The sequence below is a fragment of the Asanoa sp. NPDC049573 genome (assembly GCF_040676615.1).
In the GTDB taxonomy this organism is placed as follows: Bacteria; Actinomycetota; Actinomycetes; order Mycobacteriales; family Micromonosporaceae; genus Asanoa.
In genome coordinates this window covers 145867-162440 of the sequence record NZ_JBFAPI010000016.1, presented here as the reverse complement: position 1 = coordinate 162440, position 16574 = coordinate 145867, and the positions used below count along the sequence as shown (strand labels likewise).

15 protein-coding genes are annotated in these 16574 nt (G+C 71.1%); 10 read left to right on the top strand and 5 right to left on the bottom strand.

Annotation, left to right across the window (positions count from 1 at the left end):
- Nucleotides 1-115 precede the first annotated feature (115 nt).
- Genes AB0J74_RS29875 through dapB form a run of 3 tightly spaced genes read left to right on the top strand, consistent with a single transcriptional unit; the run spans nucleotide 116 to nucleotide 4614 of the window.
- Nucleotides 116-2497, top strand: a complete 2382-nt coding sequence (locus AB0J74_RS29875; protein ID WP_363453785.1) for a polyribonucleotide nucleotidyltransferase — start codon at nucleotides 116-118, stop codon at nucleotides 2495-2497.
- A gap of 1 nt (nucleotide 2498) precedes the next feature.
- Nucleotides 2499-3845, top strand: a complete 1347-nt coding sequence (locus AB0J74_RS29870; protein ID WP_363453783.1) for a pitrilysin family protein — start codon at nucleotides 2499-2501, stop codon at nucleotides 3843-3845.
- A 10-nt stretch (nucleotides 3846-3855) separates the two neighbouring features.
- Entirely contained in the window at nucleotides 3856-4614 is a 759-nt protein-coding gene (dapB, locus tag AB0J74_RS29865; protein ID WP_363453781.1) for a 4-hydroxy-tetrahydrodipicolinate reductase, read from the top strand.
- 9 nt (nucleotides 4615-4623) lie between these two features.
- On the opposite strand, the gene AB0J74_RS29860 is transcribed toward dapB, so the two are convergent.
- Nucleotides 4624-6651 (bottom strand): glycogen debranching N-terminal domain-containing protein, encoded by a 2028-nt coding sequence (locus AB0J74_RS29860; RefSeq protein WP_363453779.1) that lies wholly within the window; start codon nucleotides 6649-6651, stop codon nucleotides 4624-4626.
- A gap of 163 nt (nucleotides 6652-6814) precedes the next feature.
- Here AB0J74_RS29860 and AB0J74_RS29855 point away from each other — a divergent pair, with 163 nt between their 5' ends.
- The 4 genes from AB0J74_RS29855 to AB0J74_RS29840 are packed head-to-tail and all read left to right on the top strand — an operon-like array spanning nucleotide 6815 to nucleotide 11044.
- Nucleotides 6815-7768: a LacI family DNA-binding transcriptional regulator gene (locus AB0J74_RS29855; RefSeq protein ID WP_363453777.1), complete on the top strand. Its 954-nt coding sequence runs from the start codon at nucleotides 6815-6817 to the stop codon at nucleotides 7766-7768.
- Between the two features lie 30 nt (nucleotides 7769-7798).
- Nucleotides 7799-9049, top strand: coding sequence for an extracellular solute-binding protein (locus tag AB0J74_RS29850; protein WP_363453775.1), 1251 nt, complete (start codon nucleotides 7799-7801; stop codon nucleotides 9047-9049).
- 4 nt (nucleotides 9050-9053) lie between these two features.
- Nucleotides 9054-10193 carry a sugar ABC transporter permease gene (locus AB0J74_RS29845; RefSeq protein ID WP_363453773.1) on the top strand — a complete coding sequence of 380 codons (1140 nt, stop codon included), beginning with the start codon at nucleotides 9054-9056 and terminating at the stop codon, nucleotides 10191-10193.
- Nucleotides 10181-11044 (top strand): carbohydrate ABC transporter permease, encoded by an 864-nt coding sequence (locus tag AB0J74_RS29840; RefSeq protein ID WP_363453771.1) that lies wholly within the window; start codon nucleotides 10181-10183, stop codon nucleotides 11042-11044. The genes AB0J74_RS29845 and AB0J74_RS29840 overlap by 13 nt, the downstream gene beginning before the upstream one ends.
- Here the strand turns inward: AB0J74_RS29840 and AB0J74_RS29835 are convergent.
- Complete coding sequence (locus tag AB0J74_RS29835) at nucleotides 11041-11616, bottom strand: GNAT family N-acetyltransferase (protein WP_363453769.1); 576 nt, start codon at nucleotides 11614-11616, stop codon at nucleotides 11041-11043. The genes AB0J74_RS29840 and AB0J74_RS29835 overlap by 4 nt on opposite strands.
- 31 nt (nucleotides 11617-11647) lie before the next feature.
- Here AB0J74_RS29835 and AB0J74_RS29830 point away from each other — a divergent pair, with 31 nt between their 5' ends.
- A complete protein-coding gene (locus AB0J74_RS29830) occupies nucleotides 11648-12829 on the top strand; it encodes a glycosyltransferase 87 family protein (protein ID WP_363453847.1) in 1182 nt (393 codons plus the stop codon).
- Here the strand turns inward: AB0J74_RS29830 and AB0J74_RS29825 are convergent.
- Nucleotides 12770-13306, bottom strand: a complete 537-nt coding sequence (locus tag AB0J74_RS29825) for a GNAT family N-acetyltransferase (RefSeq protein ID WP_363453767.1) — start codon at nucleotides 13304-13306, stop codon at nucleotides 12770-12772. The genes AB0J74_RS29830 and AB0J74_RS29825 overlap by 60 nt on opposite strands.
- 74 nt (nucleotides 13307-13380) lie before the next feature.
- Here AB0J74_RS29825 and AB0J74_RS29820 point away from each other — a divergent pair, with 74 nt between their 5' ends.
- On the top strand, nucleotides 13381-14601 hold the full coding sequence (locus AB0J74_RS29820; protein WP_363453765.1) for a crosslink repair DNA glycosylase YcaQ family protein: 1221 nt from the start codon (nucleotides 13381-13383) through the stop codon (nucleotides 14599-14601).
- 4 nt (nucleotides 14602-14605) lie between these two features.
- Nucleotides 14606-15346, top strand: a complete 741-nt coding sequence (locus AB0J74_RS29815; RefSeq protein WP_363453763.1) for a DUF2752 domain-containing protein — start codon at nucleotides 14606-14608, stop codon at nucleotides 15344-15346.
- Nucleotides 15347-15579: 233 nt separating this feature from the next.
- On the opposite strand, the gene AB0J74_RS29810 is transcribed toward AB0J74_RS29815, so the two are convergent.
- Nucleotides 15580-15726: a hypothetical protein gene (locus AB0J74_RS29810; protein ID WP_363453761.1), complete on the bottom strand. Its 147-nt coding sequence runs from the start codon at nucleotides 15724-15726 to the stop codon at nucleotides 15580-15582.
- Between the two features lie 18 nt (nucleotides 15727-15744).
- Nucleotides 15745-16542 (bottom strand): DUF4097 family beta strand repeat-containing protein, encoded by a 798-nt coding sequence (locus AB0J74_RS29805; protein ID WP_363453759.1) that lies wholly within the window; start codon nucleotides 16540-16542, stop codon nucleotides 15745-15747.
- Nucleotides 16543-16574: the final 32 nt, after the last annotated feature.

The following is a 16574-nucleotide window of genomic DNA, read 5'->3' as shown; positions in this document are numbered from 1 at the left end:
CGGCAACGCGATTGCCGGCTCCCCCGGGCGCTTCGATCGAAGACCGGCCGTCAGAGCAGCTCCCCCTCCACGTGGGGTCGAGCCGTGCCCACGACCGAAGGAGCACAACGCACTCATGACCGAGACCAAACTCGGCGACAAGCAGAGCACCGCGGTGATCGACAACGGGAGCTTCGGCACCCGGGAGATCACCTTCACCACGGGCCGCCTCGCGAAGCAGGCGCCCGGGTCGTGCATCGCCCAGCTGGGCGACACCACCGTCCTGTCGACGACCGCGGCCGGCAAGTCGCCGCGCGACCAGTTCGACTTCTTCCCGCTGACGGTCGACGTCGAGGAGCGGATGTACGCGGCCGGGCGGATCCCCGGCTCGTTCTTCCGCCGCGAGGGCCGGCCCAGCGAGGACGCGATCCTCACCTGCCGGCTGATCGACCGGCCGCTGCGCCCGTCGTTCGTCAAGGGCCTGCGCAACGAGGTCCAGGTCATCGAGACCATCCTGGCGCTCGATCCGGCCCACCCCTACGACGTGGTCGCCATCAACGCGGCCTCGCTGTCGACCAAGCTGTCCGGCCTGCCGTTCTCGGGCCCGATCGGCGCCACCCGCATGGCGCACATCGACGGCCAGTGGGTCGCCTTCCCGACCCACGAGGAGCTCGCCCGGGCGACCTTCGACATGGTCATCGCCGGCCGGGTGCTGCCCGACGGTGATGTCGCGATCATGATGGTCGAGGCCGAGGCCACCGTGAACACCGTCAAGCTCGTCGCCGACGGTGCGACCGCGCCGACCGAGGACGTCGTCGCAGGCGGTCTCGAGGCCGCCAAGCCGGCCATCCGCGAGCTCTGCCGCGCGCAGAGCGAGCTCGCCGACATCGCCGCCAAGCCGGTCGCCGAGTTCCCGGTCTTCCTCGACTACCAGGACGACGCCTTCGAGGCCGTGTCCGGTGCGGTTCGGGGCGAGGTCGCCGAGGCGCTCAAGATCTCCAGCAAGGCGGAGCGCGAAGAGGCCCTCGACCGGATCAAGGACAAGGTCCACGAGCAGCTCGACGCCCAGTTCGAGGGGCGCGAGAAGGAGCTCTCGGCCGCCCTCCGCTCGGTGACCAAGAGCGAGGTGCGCTCCCGCGTGCTGCGCGACCAGGTCCGCATCGACGGCCGCGGCCCGCGCGACATCCGGCCGCTGTCGGCGCAGATCGACGTGCTGCCCCGGGTGCACGGCTCGGCGCTGTTCGAGCGCGGCGAGACGCAGATCCTCGGCGTCACCACGCTCAACATGCTCCGGATGGAGCAGCAGCTCGACACGCTCTCGCCCGAGAAGCACAAGCGCTACATGCACAACTACAACTTCCCGCCCTACTCGACCGGTGAGACCGGCCGGGTGGGTTCGCCGAAGCGCCGCGAGATCGGCCACGGCGCGCTGGCCGAGCGGGCGCTGATCCCGGTGCTGCCGGCCCGCGAGGAGTTCCCCTACGCGATCCGCCAGGTCTCCGAGGCGCTGAGCTCCAACGGCTCGACCTCGATGGGCTCGGTCTGCGCGTCGACCCTGGCGCTGCTCTCGGCCGGTGTGCCGCTGAAGGCACCGGTCGCCGGCATCGCGATGGGCCTGATCTCCGACGAGGTCGACGGCAAGACGCAGTACGTCACGCTGACCGACATCCTCGGTGCCGAAGACGCCTACGGCGACATGGACTTCAAGGTCGCCGGCACGCCGGAGTTCGTCACCGCGCTGCAGCTCGACACCAAGCTCAACGGCATCCCGTCCGACGTGCTGGCCGGTGCGCTCCAGCAGGCACACGAGGCCCGCACGACGATCCTCGGCGTGATGCACGACGCGATCGAGGCTCCGGCCACGATGTCCGACCACGCGCCGCGGGTGACCACGGTGAAGATCCCGGTCGACAAGATCGGCATGGTGATCGGGCCCAAGGGTCAGACGATCAACGCGATCCAGGACGAGACCGGCGCCGAGATCTCCATCGAAGACGACGGCACGATCTACGTCGGCGCGACCAACGGCCCGTCGGCCGAGGCCGCGGTCGAGCGGATCAACGCGATCGCCAACCCGACGCTGCCGAAGGTCGGCGACAAGTTCCTCGGCACCGTGGTGAAGACGGCCGCGTTCGGCGCGTTCGTCTCGCTGCTGCCCGGCCGCGACGGCCTGCTGCACATCTCCAAGGTGGGCGACGGCAAGCGGGTCGAGAAGGTCGAAGACTTCCTCAACGTGGGCGACCGGGTCGAGGTCCAGATCGCCGACATCGACCAGCGCGGCAAGATCTACCTCGACAAGGTCCGCGCCGAGGGCGAGGAATCCCCCGCCGCGGAAGAGGGTTCCGAGCGCCCGCCGGCCCGGTCCGGCGACCGCGGCCCGCGTGACCGCGGCGACCGTGACCGCGGCGACCGCGGCCCGAGCGGTGGCGATCGTCCGGGTGGCGACAGGGGTCCCCGCGGCGACGAGGGCGGCGAGGGCGGCGGCGAGCCGCGTCGGCGGCGCAACCGGCACAGCTGAGATGACGACACGTGAACGGGCCGGCGCTTCGGCGTCGGCCCGGGCCGTCACCCGCACCCTCACCACCGACCCGCTCGGTGGCACGATCCGGCGCACGGTGCTGCCATCGGGCCTGCGGATCCTGACCGAGGCGGTGCCGGCGATGCGCAGCGTCTCGTTCGGCGTGTGGGTGTCGATCGGCTCCCGCGACGAGACGCCGGCGCAGTCGGGCTGCTCGCACTTCCTGGAGCATCTGCTCTTCAAGGGCACCAAGAAGCGCAGCGCGCTCGACATCTCCGCGCAGATCGAAGCGGTCGGCGGTGAGACCAACGCCTTCACCACGAAGGAATACACCTGCTATTACGCGCGGGTGCTCGACGCCGACCTGCCGCTGGCGATCGACGTCATGTGCGACCTGATCGCCGACTCGGTGCTCGACCCGGCCGACATCGAGACCGAGCGGGCCGTCATCCTCGAAGAGATCGCGATGCACGAGGACGAGCCCGGCGACGAGGTGCACGACATTTTCGCCACCGCCGTCTACGGTCGCCACCCGCTCGGCCGGCTGATCTCCGGCACCGAGGAAACCATCTCGCCGATGACCCGGCGCCAGATCGAGACGTTCTACCGCCGCAACTACGTGGCACCGTCCATCGTGATCGCCGCGGCCGGCAACCTCGACCACACCGCGGTCGTCCGCCAGGTGCGGGCCGCGCTGGCCGGCACCCCGCTCGACACCCCGGCCGCGACGCCGGTCGGGCAGCGCCCGTCGACGCCGGCGGTGAAGCTGCGCACCGGCCAGGTCGCCGTGTCCAGCAAAGACAGCGAGCAGGCCCACGTGGTGCTCGGCGGCGCCGGCATCGCCCGGCTCGACCAGCGCCGCTTCGCGCTCAGCGTGCTCAACAACGTGCTCGGCGGCGGCATGTCGAGCCGGCTGTTCCAGGAGATCCGCGAGCAGCGGGGCCTGGCCTACTCGGTCTACTCCTACGCGAGCCAGTTCGCCGACAGCGGCCTGTTCGCGGTCTACGCCGGCTGCGCGCCCGGCAAGGTCGAGGAAGTGCTCGACCTGACCCGGACCTCGCTGGCGACGGTGGCGCGCGACGGCGTGACCGCGGCGGAGATCGCCCGCGGCAAGGGCATGGCCAAGGGCTCCTACGTGCTCGGCCTGGAAGACACCGGCTCCCGGATGAGCCGGCTGGCCAAGGGCGAGTTCCTCTACGACGACCCGCTGACCGTCGACGAGTTGCTGGCCAAGGTCGACGCGGTGACCCTCGACGAGGTCAACACGCTGGCGGCGGAGCTGTGCGGGCAACCGATGTCGCTGGCCGTCATCGGACCCTTCGAAGACGGGGACGTCCGCTTCTCATAGGGTTAGGTCCGTGACTGACGTGCGCGAACCTATCCGGGTCGGTGTGCTGGGCGCCCGCGGGCGGATGGGCGTCGAGGTCTGCAAGGCCGTCGACGCGGCCGACGACATGGAACTCGTCGCGATGATCGACCAGGGTGACGGCCTCTTCAGCGCCTCCGACGCCGGTGCCGAGGTGGTCGTCGACTTCACCACGCCCGACGTGGTGATGGACAACCTGCACTGGTGCGTCGACCAGGGCATCAGCGTCGTGGTCGGCACCACCGGTTTCACCGAGCAGCGGCTCGAGCGGGTGCGCGGTTGGCTGTCGCACAAGCCCGGCGTCGGCGTGCTGGTGGCGCCCAACTTCGGCATCGGCGCGGTGCTGATGATGCAGTTTGCGGCCAAGGCCGCGCGGCACTTCGAGTCCGTCGAGGTCATCGAGTTGCACCACCCGCGCAAGCTCGACGCGCCCAGCGGCACCGCCACCCACACCGCGCGGGCCATCGCCCGGGCGCGGGCGGAAGCCGGGCTCGGTCCGGTGCCCGACGCCACCAAGGACGAGGTCGACGGCGCCCGCGGCGCCGACATCGACGGGGTCCGGGTGCACGCCGTTCGGTCGGCGGGGCTCGTCGCGCACCAGGAGGTCTTGTTCGGCACCGTCGGCGAGACGCTGACGATCCGGCACGACTCCCTCGACCGGGTCTCCTTCATGCCGGGCGTGCTGCTCGCCATCCGCGCGATGCCCGACCGGCCGGGGCTGACGGTCGGCCTGGACCCGCTGCTCGACTGAGCGTGCCGGCTAACGCGTCGGCTCCAGGCGCAGTGTCGCCGGCAGGCCGGAGACGGTCGCCGTGCCGTCGGCCGTGACCGCCACGTCCACGGTCGCCTCGCCCACCCGGAAGCCCTTCGCGGTCACCGCACCGAGGGGTGCGCCAGCGAGCGGCGCCAGGGTCACGGTGCCGGCCGGGACGTCGGGGCGCAGGCCCGTCGCCGCGTGCAGCAGGGTGATGCCGGCCGCGGCCGCCCAGGCCTGCGGGCGGCAGGCGGCCGGGTAGGGAACCGGACGGCCCAGGGAGTCGCGGTCGTCGCCGCCGAAGAGTTCGGGGAGTTGGTAGCCGAACGACTCGGCCGCCGCCAGCAGGCCGTCGGCCAGCGTGGTCGCCGCCGCCGAGTGACCGGCCCTGGCCAGGCGGTCGACGACGATCGCCGTGTCGTGGGCCCAGACCGAGCCGCAGTGGTAGGACAGCGGGCTGAAGGCGGCGTCCTGGGTCGACATCGTGCGCAGGCCGAAGCCGCCCGACATCGCGGGCGCGGCCAGCAGGTCGGCCACCTGGGCCGACTCCTTCGCGGTCAGCAGGCCGGTGCCCAGCAGGTGGCCGATGTTGCTGGTCAGCGCGTCGACCGGGCGCTTGTCGCGGTCGAGGGCCAGCGCCGGGTAGGAACCGGCCGGGCCGTCGACCCAGAACGTGTCGCGAAAACGGGTCGCCAGCGCCTCGGCGTAGTCGCGCCACCGATCGCCGCCGGGGCGGCCGAACGCGTCCAGCAGCGCGGCGCCGTGCCGGGCCGCCTCGTAGGCGTAGCCCTGCACCTCGACCAGCGCGATCGGTGCGGCCGCGATCTGGCCGGTGTGGAAGCGGACCGAGTCGCCGGAGTCCTTCCAGCCCTGGTTGGACAGGCCGCGGCCGGTCTCGTCGATGTATTCGAGGAAGCCGTCGCCGTCGGCGTCGCCGTGGTCGGCGAGCCAGCCGAGCGCTGCCTCCAGCGCCGGCAGCAGTCGCTCGACCGACTCCGGGGCCAGGCCCCAGCGCCACGCGTCGTGCAACAACGAGATCCACAGCAGCGTGGAGTCGACCGAGCCGAAGTAGGCCGCGGGTAGCTGCACACCCGACAGCACCGTGTCGGACCTGCGCAGTTCGTGCAGGATCTTGCCCGGTGCCGAGCCCGACTCGCGGTCGACGGCCGTGCCCTGGTGGCCGGCCAGCACCCGCAGCGTGCCTTCGGCGATGCCGGTGCCGAGCGGCAGCAGCATCCGCGCCGCCCACAGGCTGTCGCGGCCGAACAGGGTCAGGAACCAGGGGACGCCGGCGCCGAGGAACGTGTCGGCCGGTGCGGAGGCCAGCACGAGGCGCAGCGACTCCAGGTCGTCGAGGGAGCGGGTGACCAGGCGGGGGAGGCGGCGGTCGTCGGCGGTCACCGCCGGGCGGGCCCACTCGACCGGCGCGGCCGGGGCGCGCACCAGCGCGGCCGGGTCGGAGACGCGCAGCCGCCAGGTCACCGACACCGACGAGCGCGGCTCGACGGTGACCGACCAGCGCAACGCGTCGCCGTCGGTGTCGTCGCCGGTCACGGTCACCGTCACGCCGCCCGCCGATGACCAGGTCAGGCCGTCGCGGGTGACGGCCGCCGCGGCGTGGCCGGCCTTGACGGCGGCGATCGGGACCAGGTCGGCGTCGAGGTCGAGCGAGACGACCGTCGAGACGGTCGTCGCCGCCGTCGAGGTCACGGTGATGGTCTCGTCGAGGCCATCGTGGACGAGGCGGCGCAGCCGGGTGACCCGCACGGTCGGGTCGGGGCCGGGGTCTCCGAGCCAGCGGGCCAATCCAACGAAGGCCGTCGCGCCGACACCAACTGGAGAATTCGCCACCGGCTCGACAGATCGCCCGTCGAGCGACAACTCGGCGCGGCTCAGCACACGTACGTCGGCGTAGAACATGCCCTGCACCCCGACCGCCCGGATCTGACCCGACGGTTCGCACAGGACGCTCGCCGGCGCCCGCACTGTCGAGATCAGATCGTGGAGCAGCGGCTGAAGGTTGCGGTCTGGCACAGAAAACTCCCCGAAGTAACGGCGCCATCTTGACAGAGCCGGGATGGCGGCGGCAGAGTGCGAAACAACCCTGCAACTTGAACGATCCAATGATGCACTTTCGACTTTGAACGTTCAAGACCGTGGAAGGTACTTAATGGCGGAGAAGGTCACCATTGCCACCGTGGCTCACCACGCCCGCGTATCCCGGCAGACGGTGTCCAACGTGCTCAACAGCCCGCACATCGTGCGGGAGGAGACCCGCCGTCGGGTCGAGGAGGCGATCGCCGCTCTCGGCTACCGGGCCAACCAGGCCGCGCGGCAGATGCGCACGGGTCGTTCGCATCTGCTCGCGGTGCGCATCGAGCCGACCCGCGACGGGATCAACGGCTCGGTGCTCGACCGGTTCCTGCACGGCTTGACGTTCGCGGCCGCCGCCGCCGGCTACCGGGTGATGCTCTACACGGCCGACGGCGACGGCGACGAGATCAAGACCTTCGACGACCTGCTCGCTTCCTACGACCTCGACGGGTTCGTGCTCACCGGCACCGACCACGGCGACGTCCGCACGTTCTGGCTCGCCGAGCACGGCGTGCCGTTCGTGACGTTCGGCCGCCCGTGGGACGCGCCCGAGCGGCACTCCTGGGTCGATGTCGACAACGCCGCCGGCACCGCACAGGCCACCCGCCGGCTGATCGAGACCGGCCACCGGCGGATCGGCTTCATCGGCTGGCCGGCCGGGTCCGGCGTCGGCGACGACCGGCGCGACGGCTGGCAGCGCACGATGAAGGCCCACGACCTGGATCCGGCCGGCCTCGACCGCGGCGCCGACGACGGGATCCCGCAGGGCGCGGAATGCGCCCGCGACCTGCTCGCCATGCCCGACGCGCCGACCGCGTTCGTCTGCGCCAGCGACTCGCTCGCGCTCGGTGCGCTGCGGGCCGGCGGCGGCTCGGCCGTCATCGGCTTCGACGATACCCCGGTCGCCCAGGCGATCGGCCTCACCAGCGTCAGCCAACCGCTCCCGGATGCGGCCGCCCGCTGCATCGACCTGCTCACCGACCACCTCGACGGCGATCCGGTCGGCACCACACAGGTGCTGCTCCAGCCGTCGCTGGTGGTCCGCACTACCGCGTAGTCCCCTTCAACCCCCTCAGGAGTATTCGACATGAGACGTACCCGGTTCCGCGGCGCTGCGGTCGCGGTTCTCGCTGCCGGCACCCTCCTCGCCAGCGCGGCCTGCGGCGGCGACAGCTTCGACGACGGCGGCGGTGCCGCACAGCAGACGTCGGGCCCGGCGTCGCTGCAGATCCTCATCGGCTCCTCCGGCGACGCCGAGACCGCGGCGGTCAAGGACGCGGCACAGGCCTGGGCGACCAAGAGCGGCAACACCGCCACGGTGACCCCGGCGCAGGACCTCACCCAGCAGCTTGGCCAGGCGCTGGCCGGCGACAACCCGCCGGACGTGTTCTACGTCGACGCCGGGCGGTTCGCCGACTACGCGAGCGTCGGCGCGCTCGAGCCCTACGGCGACAAGGTCGACAACCCGGACGACTTCTACCAGAGCCTGAAGGACACGTTCACCTTCGACGGCAAGTTCTACTGCGCCCCGAAGGACTTCTCCACCCTGGCGCTGGAGATCAACACTGACCTCTGGACGAAGGCCGGCCTGACCGACGCCGACATCCCGACCACCTGGGACCAGCTGACCAGCGTCGCCCAGAAGCTCAAGGCCAAGGGCACCATGCCCCTGGCGATCGCGGACACCCGCGACCGGGTCGGCGCGTTCTTCGTGCAGTCCGGTGGCTGGATCGTCAGCAAGGACGGCAAGCAGGCGACCGCCGACAGTGCCGAGAACGTCACCGCGCTGACCTACGTACAGTCGCTGCTCAAGGGCGGGCTGGCCGCCTACCCCAAGGCGCTCGACGCCGGCTGGGGCGGCGAGGCGTTCGGCAAGGGCAAGGCCGCGATGACGATCGAGGGCAACTGGATCAAGGGCGCGATGACCAACGACTTCCCGAGCATCAAGTACACGGTGCACGAGCTGCCGGCCGGCCCGAAGGGCAAGGGCACTCTCTCGTTCACCAACTGCTGGGGCATCGCGGCCAAGAGCAAGTTCAAGCAGCAGGCCATCGACTTCGTCAAGGCGATGACCACGGTCGACCAGCAGATGAGCTTCGCCAAGGCGTTCGGCGTGATGCCGTCCCGCCAGTCGGCGCGCGACCAGTACACGGCCGCGTTCCCGGCGGACAAGGCGTTCATCGACGGCGCCGAGTACGCGCAGGGCCCGGTCAACGCACCGAAGATGGACAGCGTCCTGGCCGACTTCGACGCCTCGCTCAACGGCCTGGCCAAGGGCGACCCGAAGCAGCTCTTGGGGACGCTCCAGAAGAACACCCAGGCGAACCTCGGCGGGTGACCAGATGTCGACGGTGACGACCGCCGCCGCGGACCGGGATGACCGGTCCGCCGGCGGCGGCCGGCCGGCCCACCGTGGCTCCGGTCGCCGCCGGCCCAGGTTCGGGCGGGGCATCCGCGGTAACGAGGCCATGGCCGGCTGGCTGTTCGTACTCCCGATCGTGGTCATCCTGGGTCTGTTCCTGCTGTTGCCGATCCTGATGGCGTTCTGGGTGAGCCTGACCGACTGGCGGGGCCAGGGCAGCCCGTTCAAGTCCGGCGTGCCGTTCGTGGGTGGCGACAACTACACCCACCTGTTCACCCAGGACGGCCTGGCCCGCCGCGACTTCATGACCAGCCTGCGCAACAACTTCTACTACGTGCTGATCGTGGTGCCGGTGCAGACGGCGCTCGCCCTCGGGCTCGCGTTGCTGGTCAACAACCGGATGCTGAAGGCGAAGGGGTTCTTCCGGACCGCGTTCTACTTCCCGTCGGTGACCAGTTCGGTCGCGATCAGCGTGGTCTTCCTGTTCATGTTCGCCAACTCGGGCGCCATCAACGGGGTGCTGTCGTGGTTCGGCATCGACGGCCCGGCCTGGTTCTCCGACTCGCGCGGGCTGATCCACCTGATCCTGGGCCTGTTCGGGGTCGACAGCGCGCCGGCGGCGCTCAACGACGGCGGGCCGCTCGGGCTGAGTTGGTGGGAGTGGCTGTCCGGGCCGAGCGTGGCGATGTGCGCGATCATGTTCCTGGTCATCTGGACCACCTCGGGCACCTTCATGCTGATGTTCCTGGCCGCGCTGCAGAGCGTGCCGGTCTCCCTCGACGAGGCCAGCGAGCTCGACGGCGCGACCAGATGGCAGCGGTTCCGCTACGTGACGCTGCCGCTGCTCAAGCCGACCATGTTCCTGGTGCTCACGCTCGGCCTGATCGGCACCTGGCAGGTGTTCGACCAGATCTACGTGATGAGCCAGGGCAACCCGGCCAAGACCACGCTGACACCGGCGTTCCTGTCCTACCGCACGGCGTTCAAGGACCTGGACTACGGCGAGGGCGCCGCGATCTCGTTCATCCTGTTCGTGATCATCATCGTGCTCACGCTCGCGCAGCGCTGGATCATGCGCGACCGCGACGAGCCGCGCCGGAGGTTCCGATGGCTACGCTGACCACCACGCCGAACAAGCGGCAGCCCAAGGGCCTGGTCACCACCATCGTCGGGTACGCCGTCCTGATCTTCTTCGCGCTGGTCTTCATCTACCCGTTCGTGATCCAGCTGACGAACTCGTTCAAGACCGAACCCGACGCGGCCGGCAACCCGCTCTCGCCGGTGCCGAACCCGGTCAGCACGGCCGGTTTCGAGCGCCTGTTCGACGGCGATTTCGGGCTCTGGATCGGCAACTCGCTGCTGGTCACCGTGGTGGTCACGGTCGGCCGGGTGTTCCTGGACTCGCTGGCCGGCTACGCGCTGGCGCGACTGCGGTTCCGCGGCCGCGGTGCGGTGTTCGCGGCCGTGGTCGCGGTGATGGCGGTGCCCGGCGTGGTGCTCTTCATCCCCAAGTTCCTCGTGCTGAACCAGTTCGGCATCTACGACACGTACGCCGCGTTGATCCTGCCGTTGCTCGTCGACGCCGCGGGCGTGTTCATCATGAAGCAGTTCTTCGAGTCGATCCCGCTGAGCCTGGAGGAGGCGGCGCGGATCGACGGCGCCAGCGTCTTCCGCACGTTCCGGTCGGTGGTGCTGCCGATGGCCCGGCCCGCGCTGATCACCCTGACCATCCTGTCGTTCCAGGGCACCTGGAACGAGTTTCCGCACACGCTGGTCGCCGTGCAGGACCCCAACCTGTTCACGCTGCCCAGAGGCCTGGCCAACCTGGTCTCCGGCTCGCTGGGGTCCGGCACGCAGTACCCGCTGAAACTAGGTGCCGCCCTGCTCGCCACGATCCCGGTGGCGATCATCTTCGCGGTCTTCCAGCGCTATTTCATCCGCGGCGCCACCGAAGGCGCGGAGAAGGGTTAACCGGCCGGGTCGGGTGCGGCCGTCAGGTCGACGTGCAGGCGGAGCTGATAGACCAGCATGTCTTCCACGTCGAGGGCCCGCCCGGCCCCGTCCGGCGCCCAGCCGGCCGAGCCGAGGAACTTGCGGGTGGCCGCGTCGCCGTCGTAGGCCCAGGCCACCGCGCTGGTGAAGCCGTCTTCGCGCCACAGGTCGACGGCCGCCGCCAGCAGCCGGCTGCCATGCCCGCGCCGGCCCCAGCGGGGCTCGACCAGCAGGTCGGTGACCGCCGCCACATCGTCCGGCAGGGCCGGCTCCTCGGGGGCCAACGCCTGCTCGTCGGCGGGTCCGGAGGCCGCAAACCCCACCAGATACGATTGTTCGGCCTGCTCGACAGCCACCAGCACCCGGTGCCTCTGTGACGGCGGCTGTGCGATCGAGGCGCTCCACCGCTCCGCGATCCACGCCTCGTCGAGGTCGTCGAGCACGTGTCGGGGCAGCATCCGGCGATATGCGACCCGCCAGGTCGCGACCTGGATGCGTGCGATCTCGCCGGCGTCTTCGGGACGCGCCGGGCGGACATACCCGAGAGCCATGAGTGGAAAGCCTACGGAGTGGGGTTACGGGGTGATCGAGGGGGCCGCGCGCCGCCAGGCGTTGATCGTCGCCGGCCTGGCCGTCGCCGTCGCCGTGTTCCTCGCGCTCTTCGCCGCGCGACACGGGTTCTTCGATCTCAAGGTCTACTACGGCGCGGTCAACTACTGGATCCACGACCACGGCATGCTGTACGACTTCCTGAAGCCGAATAGCAAATACGGCTTCACCTACCCACCGTTCGCGGCGATCGCCATGGTGCCGATGGCGGTCGTGCCCTGGGCGCTGGCGATCGTGATCAGCGTCGGGCTGTCGCTGGCGGCCACGTACGCGTTGCTGCGTTGGTTGGTGTTGCCCTTGGCGGTGCGTTCCGGTTGGACGCCGTGGTTCGCGCTTTCGGTCGCGTTCCTGCTGGTCGCGGCGTTCGAGCCCTACCGGGAGACGATCACCTTCGGTCAGGTCAACCTGCTGCTGCTCTTCCTGGTGGCGCTCGACCTGCTGGTCGGGGTGGCCGGCGGGCGGCGCTGGGCCGGGGTGGGCATCGGCCTGGCCACCGCGATCAAGCTGACACCGGGCGTGTTCATCCTCTATCTGCTGGTCACCCGGCGCTGGCGGGCGGCTCTGGTCGCGGCCGGCACCTCCGCCGTGGCCACGTTGGCCGCCGCCGCGGTCGACCCGGCCGCGTCGCGCGAGTTCTGGACGTCGGCGTTGTGGGACACCGACCGGGTGGGTTCGCTGGCGTTCATCTCGAACCAGTCGCTGCAGGGCATGGTCGCGCGGCTCAGCCCGGAGCACCCGTCGTCGCTGGCCTGGGCGGTGCTGGTGTTGCTGGCCATCGGCGCGTGGGCCTGGCGGGTGCGCGCCGCGTCGCCGGCCGAGGGGCTGGCGCTGACCGGCGTGCTGGGCTGCCTGATCAGCCCGGTGACCTGGGTGCACCACCTGGTCTGGCTGCTGCCGGCACTGATCCTGCTGGTCGCCGCGGCGGTGGAGGAGCGGCGCCGTCTCTGGTTGGGCTTCGCGATCATCGCGTACGCCGTGCTCTGCAGCCGCCTGGTCTGGGTCTGGGAGCACGGGTTCGGCGGGGTGGGCGGGTTCCTGGGCAGCAACGCGTACGTCTGGGTGAGCGTGGCCCTCCTGCTCTTCATGCCGCTGCGGTCAACTCTCGATCGTCCGGGTGTAGCGGATCTCCGGCAGCCTGAGCGTCTCGCCGCCTGACACCACGTCGTAGGTGTTGCGCTCGCCGTCGGGCTGGAAGCCGGCCTTCTCGTAGAAGCGGCGCGCTCTCGTGTTGTCTTCGAGCACCCAGAGGCGCACGGTCCGGAAGCCGCGGTCGTCGAGTTCGGCCAGGCCGGCGGCCATCAGGGTGCGGCCGAGGCCGGTGCCCACCCTGTTCGGCTCCAGGTAGATGGCCAGGACCTCGCCGACGCCGGGCACCAGGTCGGTGCGGTCCTGCTGGTTGCGGTACTGGCCGACGGTGGTGAACCCGACGATGGCCCGGTCGTCGACGGCGACCAGGGTCTCGAACTCCTTGGCTCCGTGCCACTGCCGCCGTCTCGCGGCGAAGGTGTCGGGGTCGAGGGCGTCGAGCACGTCTTTCGGGATTATCCCGGCATATCCGGCTTGCCAGGCGCGGACGTGCACGCCGGCGACCTCGGCCGCGTCGTCGAGCCGTTGCCGGCGGATCGTCACCATGCGCTGGTTTCTAGCGCACGTCGCTCGCCCTCGCCCTCTCTTTTTTGTCGGTGGGTCCGGTTAGGGTGCGAACCGTGGCACCCGAATCGTTGTCGTTGGCCCAGGCGCGCCGCATCGCGCTGGCCGCGCAGGGCTTCACCGATCCGGCGCCGGTGGGCGTGCCGACCGCCCGCCACCTGCGCCGGGTGGTGTCGCGCACCGGCCTGCTCCAGATGGATTCGGTCAACGTCCTGCAGCGGGCGCACTACCTGCCGCTCTACAGCCGGCTCGGCCCCTACCCGACGTCCCTGATCGACCGGGCCGCCTATCGGCGGCCGCGCACCTTGTTCGAATACTGGGGCCACGAGGCGTCGCTGATCCCGGTCGAGTTGCAGCCGGCGCTGCGCTGGCGGATGGCGCGCGAGCACCAGTGGGGCGGCCTGCGCAAGTTCGCCGACGAGCAGCCCGACCTGGTCAAGTGGGTGCTCGACGAGGTCCGCGCGTCGGGCCCGCTGACCGCGGCCGAGATCGAGCGCGACGAGCCGCGCGACAGGTCCAACTGGGGCTGGAACTGGTCGAGCGTCAAGCAGGCCCTCGAATACCTCTTCTGGTCAGGCGAGGTCTGCGCCGCGTCCCGCAACTCGTCCTTCGCCCGGGTCTACGACCTGCCCGAGCGGGTGCTGCCGGCTTCGGTGCTGGCCGCGCCGACCCCGACCGATATCGAGGCTTGGCGCACGCTGGTGCTGGTGGCCGCCCGGTCGCTGGGCGTCGCGGCCGAGTTCGAGTTGCGCGACTACTTCCGGTTGCCGGTGGCGGGCGCCCGGGCGGCGATCGCGTCGCTGGTCGACGACGGTTCGCTGCTCCCGGTGCGGGTCGAGACCTGGAAGCAGCCGGCCTACCTGCACCCGTCGGCCAAACTGCCCCGCCAGGTCCGCGGCGACCGGTTGATCAGCCCGTTCGACCCGCTGGTCTGGGAGCGGGCCCGCACCGAGCGGCTGTTCCACTTCACCTACCGCATCGAGATCTACGTGCCGGCGCCCCAGCGCGTCTACGGCTACTACGTGCTGCCCTTCCTGCAGGGCGACCGCTTCACCGCCCGCGTCGACCTGAAGGCCGACCGCAAGGCCGGCATCCTGCGCGTGCCGGCGGCCTGGGCCGAGCCCGGCGTCGACCGGGTCGCGACGGCGCGCGCGCTGGCCGTCGAGCTGTCGCGGCTCGCGGGTTGGCTCGGCCTGGAGTCGGTCGCGTCGCCCGAGGGCGGCGACCTCGGTGGTCCGGTTGCCGCCGCGCTGGCAAGCACGGCCGGTGTAGCGTGACGCCATGACCCCCGCGCCCAACCCGGCCTCCACACAGGCATTCCCGGGAGCGGAAGCCGACATGTCACCGGCTGGGAACGCGGCCGGGCCAACGCCCCACGCCGACGCCGCGGCGGGGCTGCACGCCGGCGACAGCGCGGTGCCGGCGCGATTTGCCGACGCACCGGCGGGCGCGGTGGCGCTGCACGCCGGTGACGGCGCCGAGCCGGCGCGGTATGCCGACGCGGGCGCGGCGGGGGTCGCCGCCGACGGCAGCGTGCCGCCGGCCTTCCTGGCGCCGTCCTACGCCGAGCCGCGGAAGGGCCGGGTCGGGCGGGCCTACCTGCGGATGCTGGAGCGGGTCCCGGGTTGGCTGGCGCCGCTGGCGGTTTTGGGCTGCATCGGGGGAGCGGTCGGCTACACGCTGATCACCAACCCGACCGACAGTGCCCCCGACGCACCGCCGACCTGCATCCTCAAGCTGACGACGGGCCTCGACTGCCCGGGTTGTGGCGGCACCCGCGCCGCGTGGTACCTGCTGCACGGCGACGTCGCCGCGGCCGCCCGCCACCACCTGGTCTTCGTCTTCGCGGTGCCCTTCGTGGTCTACCTCTACATCGCGTGGGCGGCGAAGCGCTCCTTCGGCTGGAAGCTGCCGCAACTGCGCATCCCACCGGTGGCCCTGGCCATCTTCATGGGCGCCTGGCTCGCCTTCTCCGTGCTCCGCAACCTGCCGTGGGCGCCGTTCAACTGGTTCTACGTCTAGGCCGGTCGCTTCCGCGTGCGGCCGCGAGTCCACCTTCGACGATCGCAACCGCGGGTGGCCGCACCGCATTTCGCGTCACCGCCTCGACCGGCCCGGCGAACACCGCGCTCCGCCATACATCACGAGCATCAGCGGGACCGCGGCCGGCGGAATCTCCAGCCCGAGCTCGCTGTGGTGGCTGAACACCAAGGGACCCGCCAACCGAGTTGACGGGTCCCTTGTGGGCGGTGCGGTCAGCGGTGTTGATGGCCGCCGTCGTCCCGGTCGCGGCGCATGGCCCTGGCCACGCGGACTGCCAGGTGGCGGCGGGCCGCGGCCCGGCGGATGCCGCGCTGGCGTTCGTTGGCGAGGTTGAGGAGGATCTGCGGGTTCTCGTACATGATGCAGTCCTTTCGCGGTCAGGCGCGGTGGATGTCGATGTCGCCGCTCATGGTGCGCAGCTGCAGGCTGATCTGGTTGTCGGTGGCGGCGTCGCCGTCGGGGCCCGGGGTGCTCATGTCCAGGCCGTTGCGGGTCGTGCCGGACAGGGTCTGCACGTCGAACCAGACGCCGGTGCCGGGCTGGATGCCGATGTGGACGTCGCCCGACGCGGTGCTGATCCTGGCCGTGCCGCGCTGGGCCTTGCGGATGGTCACGTCGCCCGAGGCCGACTCGACCGAGATGTCGCCGCCCACCTCTTCGACCTGGACGTCGCCGCTGGCGTATTTGCCGGTGAAGGCGCCACCGACCTGTTGGGCGCGCAGGTCGCCGGACGCGCTCTTGGTGCGCAGGTCGCCGTCGACCTGGGCCAGCCGGACGTCGCCGCTGGCCGTGCTGACGGCCGCGTCGCCGCTGACGTGGTCGGCCCGGATGTCGCCGGACGCGGCGTCCACCTGCACCGAACCGATGCGGCCGCGGCAGGTGACGTCGGCCGACGCCGACTTGCCGTTGACCGCGCTGTCCAGCGGGACGTGCACCCGGATCGCGACCGAGCCGCCGCGCAGCCGGAAGCCGTTCTGGTTGGGGGTGACGATCGACAGGGTCTGGCCCTGCAGCTCGACCGCCGTCTCGTCGGCCAGGCGCTGGGACTCGCCGCGGCGGTCGGCCGGGCCGACCTCGACGTAGGCGCTGGTGCGCTCCTCGGCCACGACGTCGACGGAGCCGGAACCGATCTTGAAGGCGACGGTGATGGGGCCGTCGACCGGGAACTCGGGCATGGGTGGCTGCTCCTTCTGAAGAAGACGAGGGG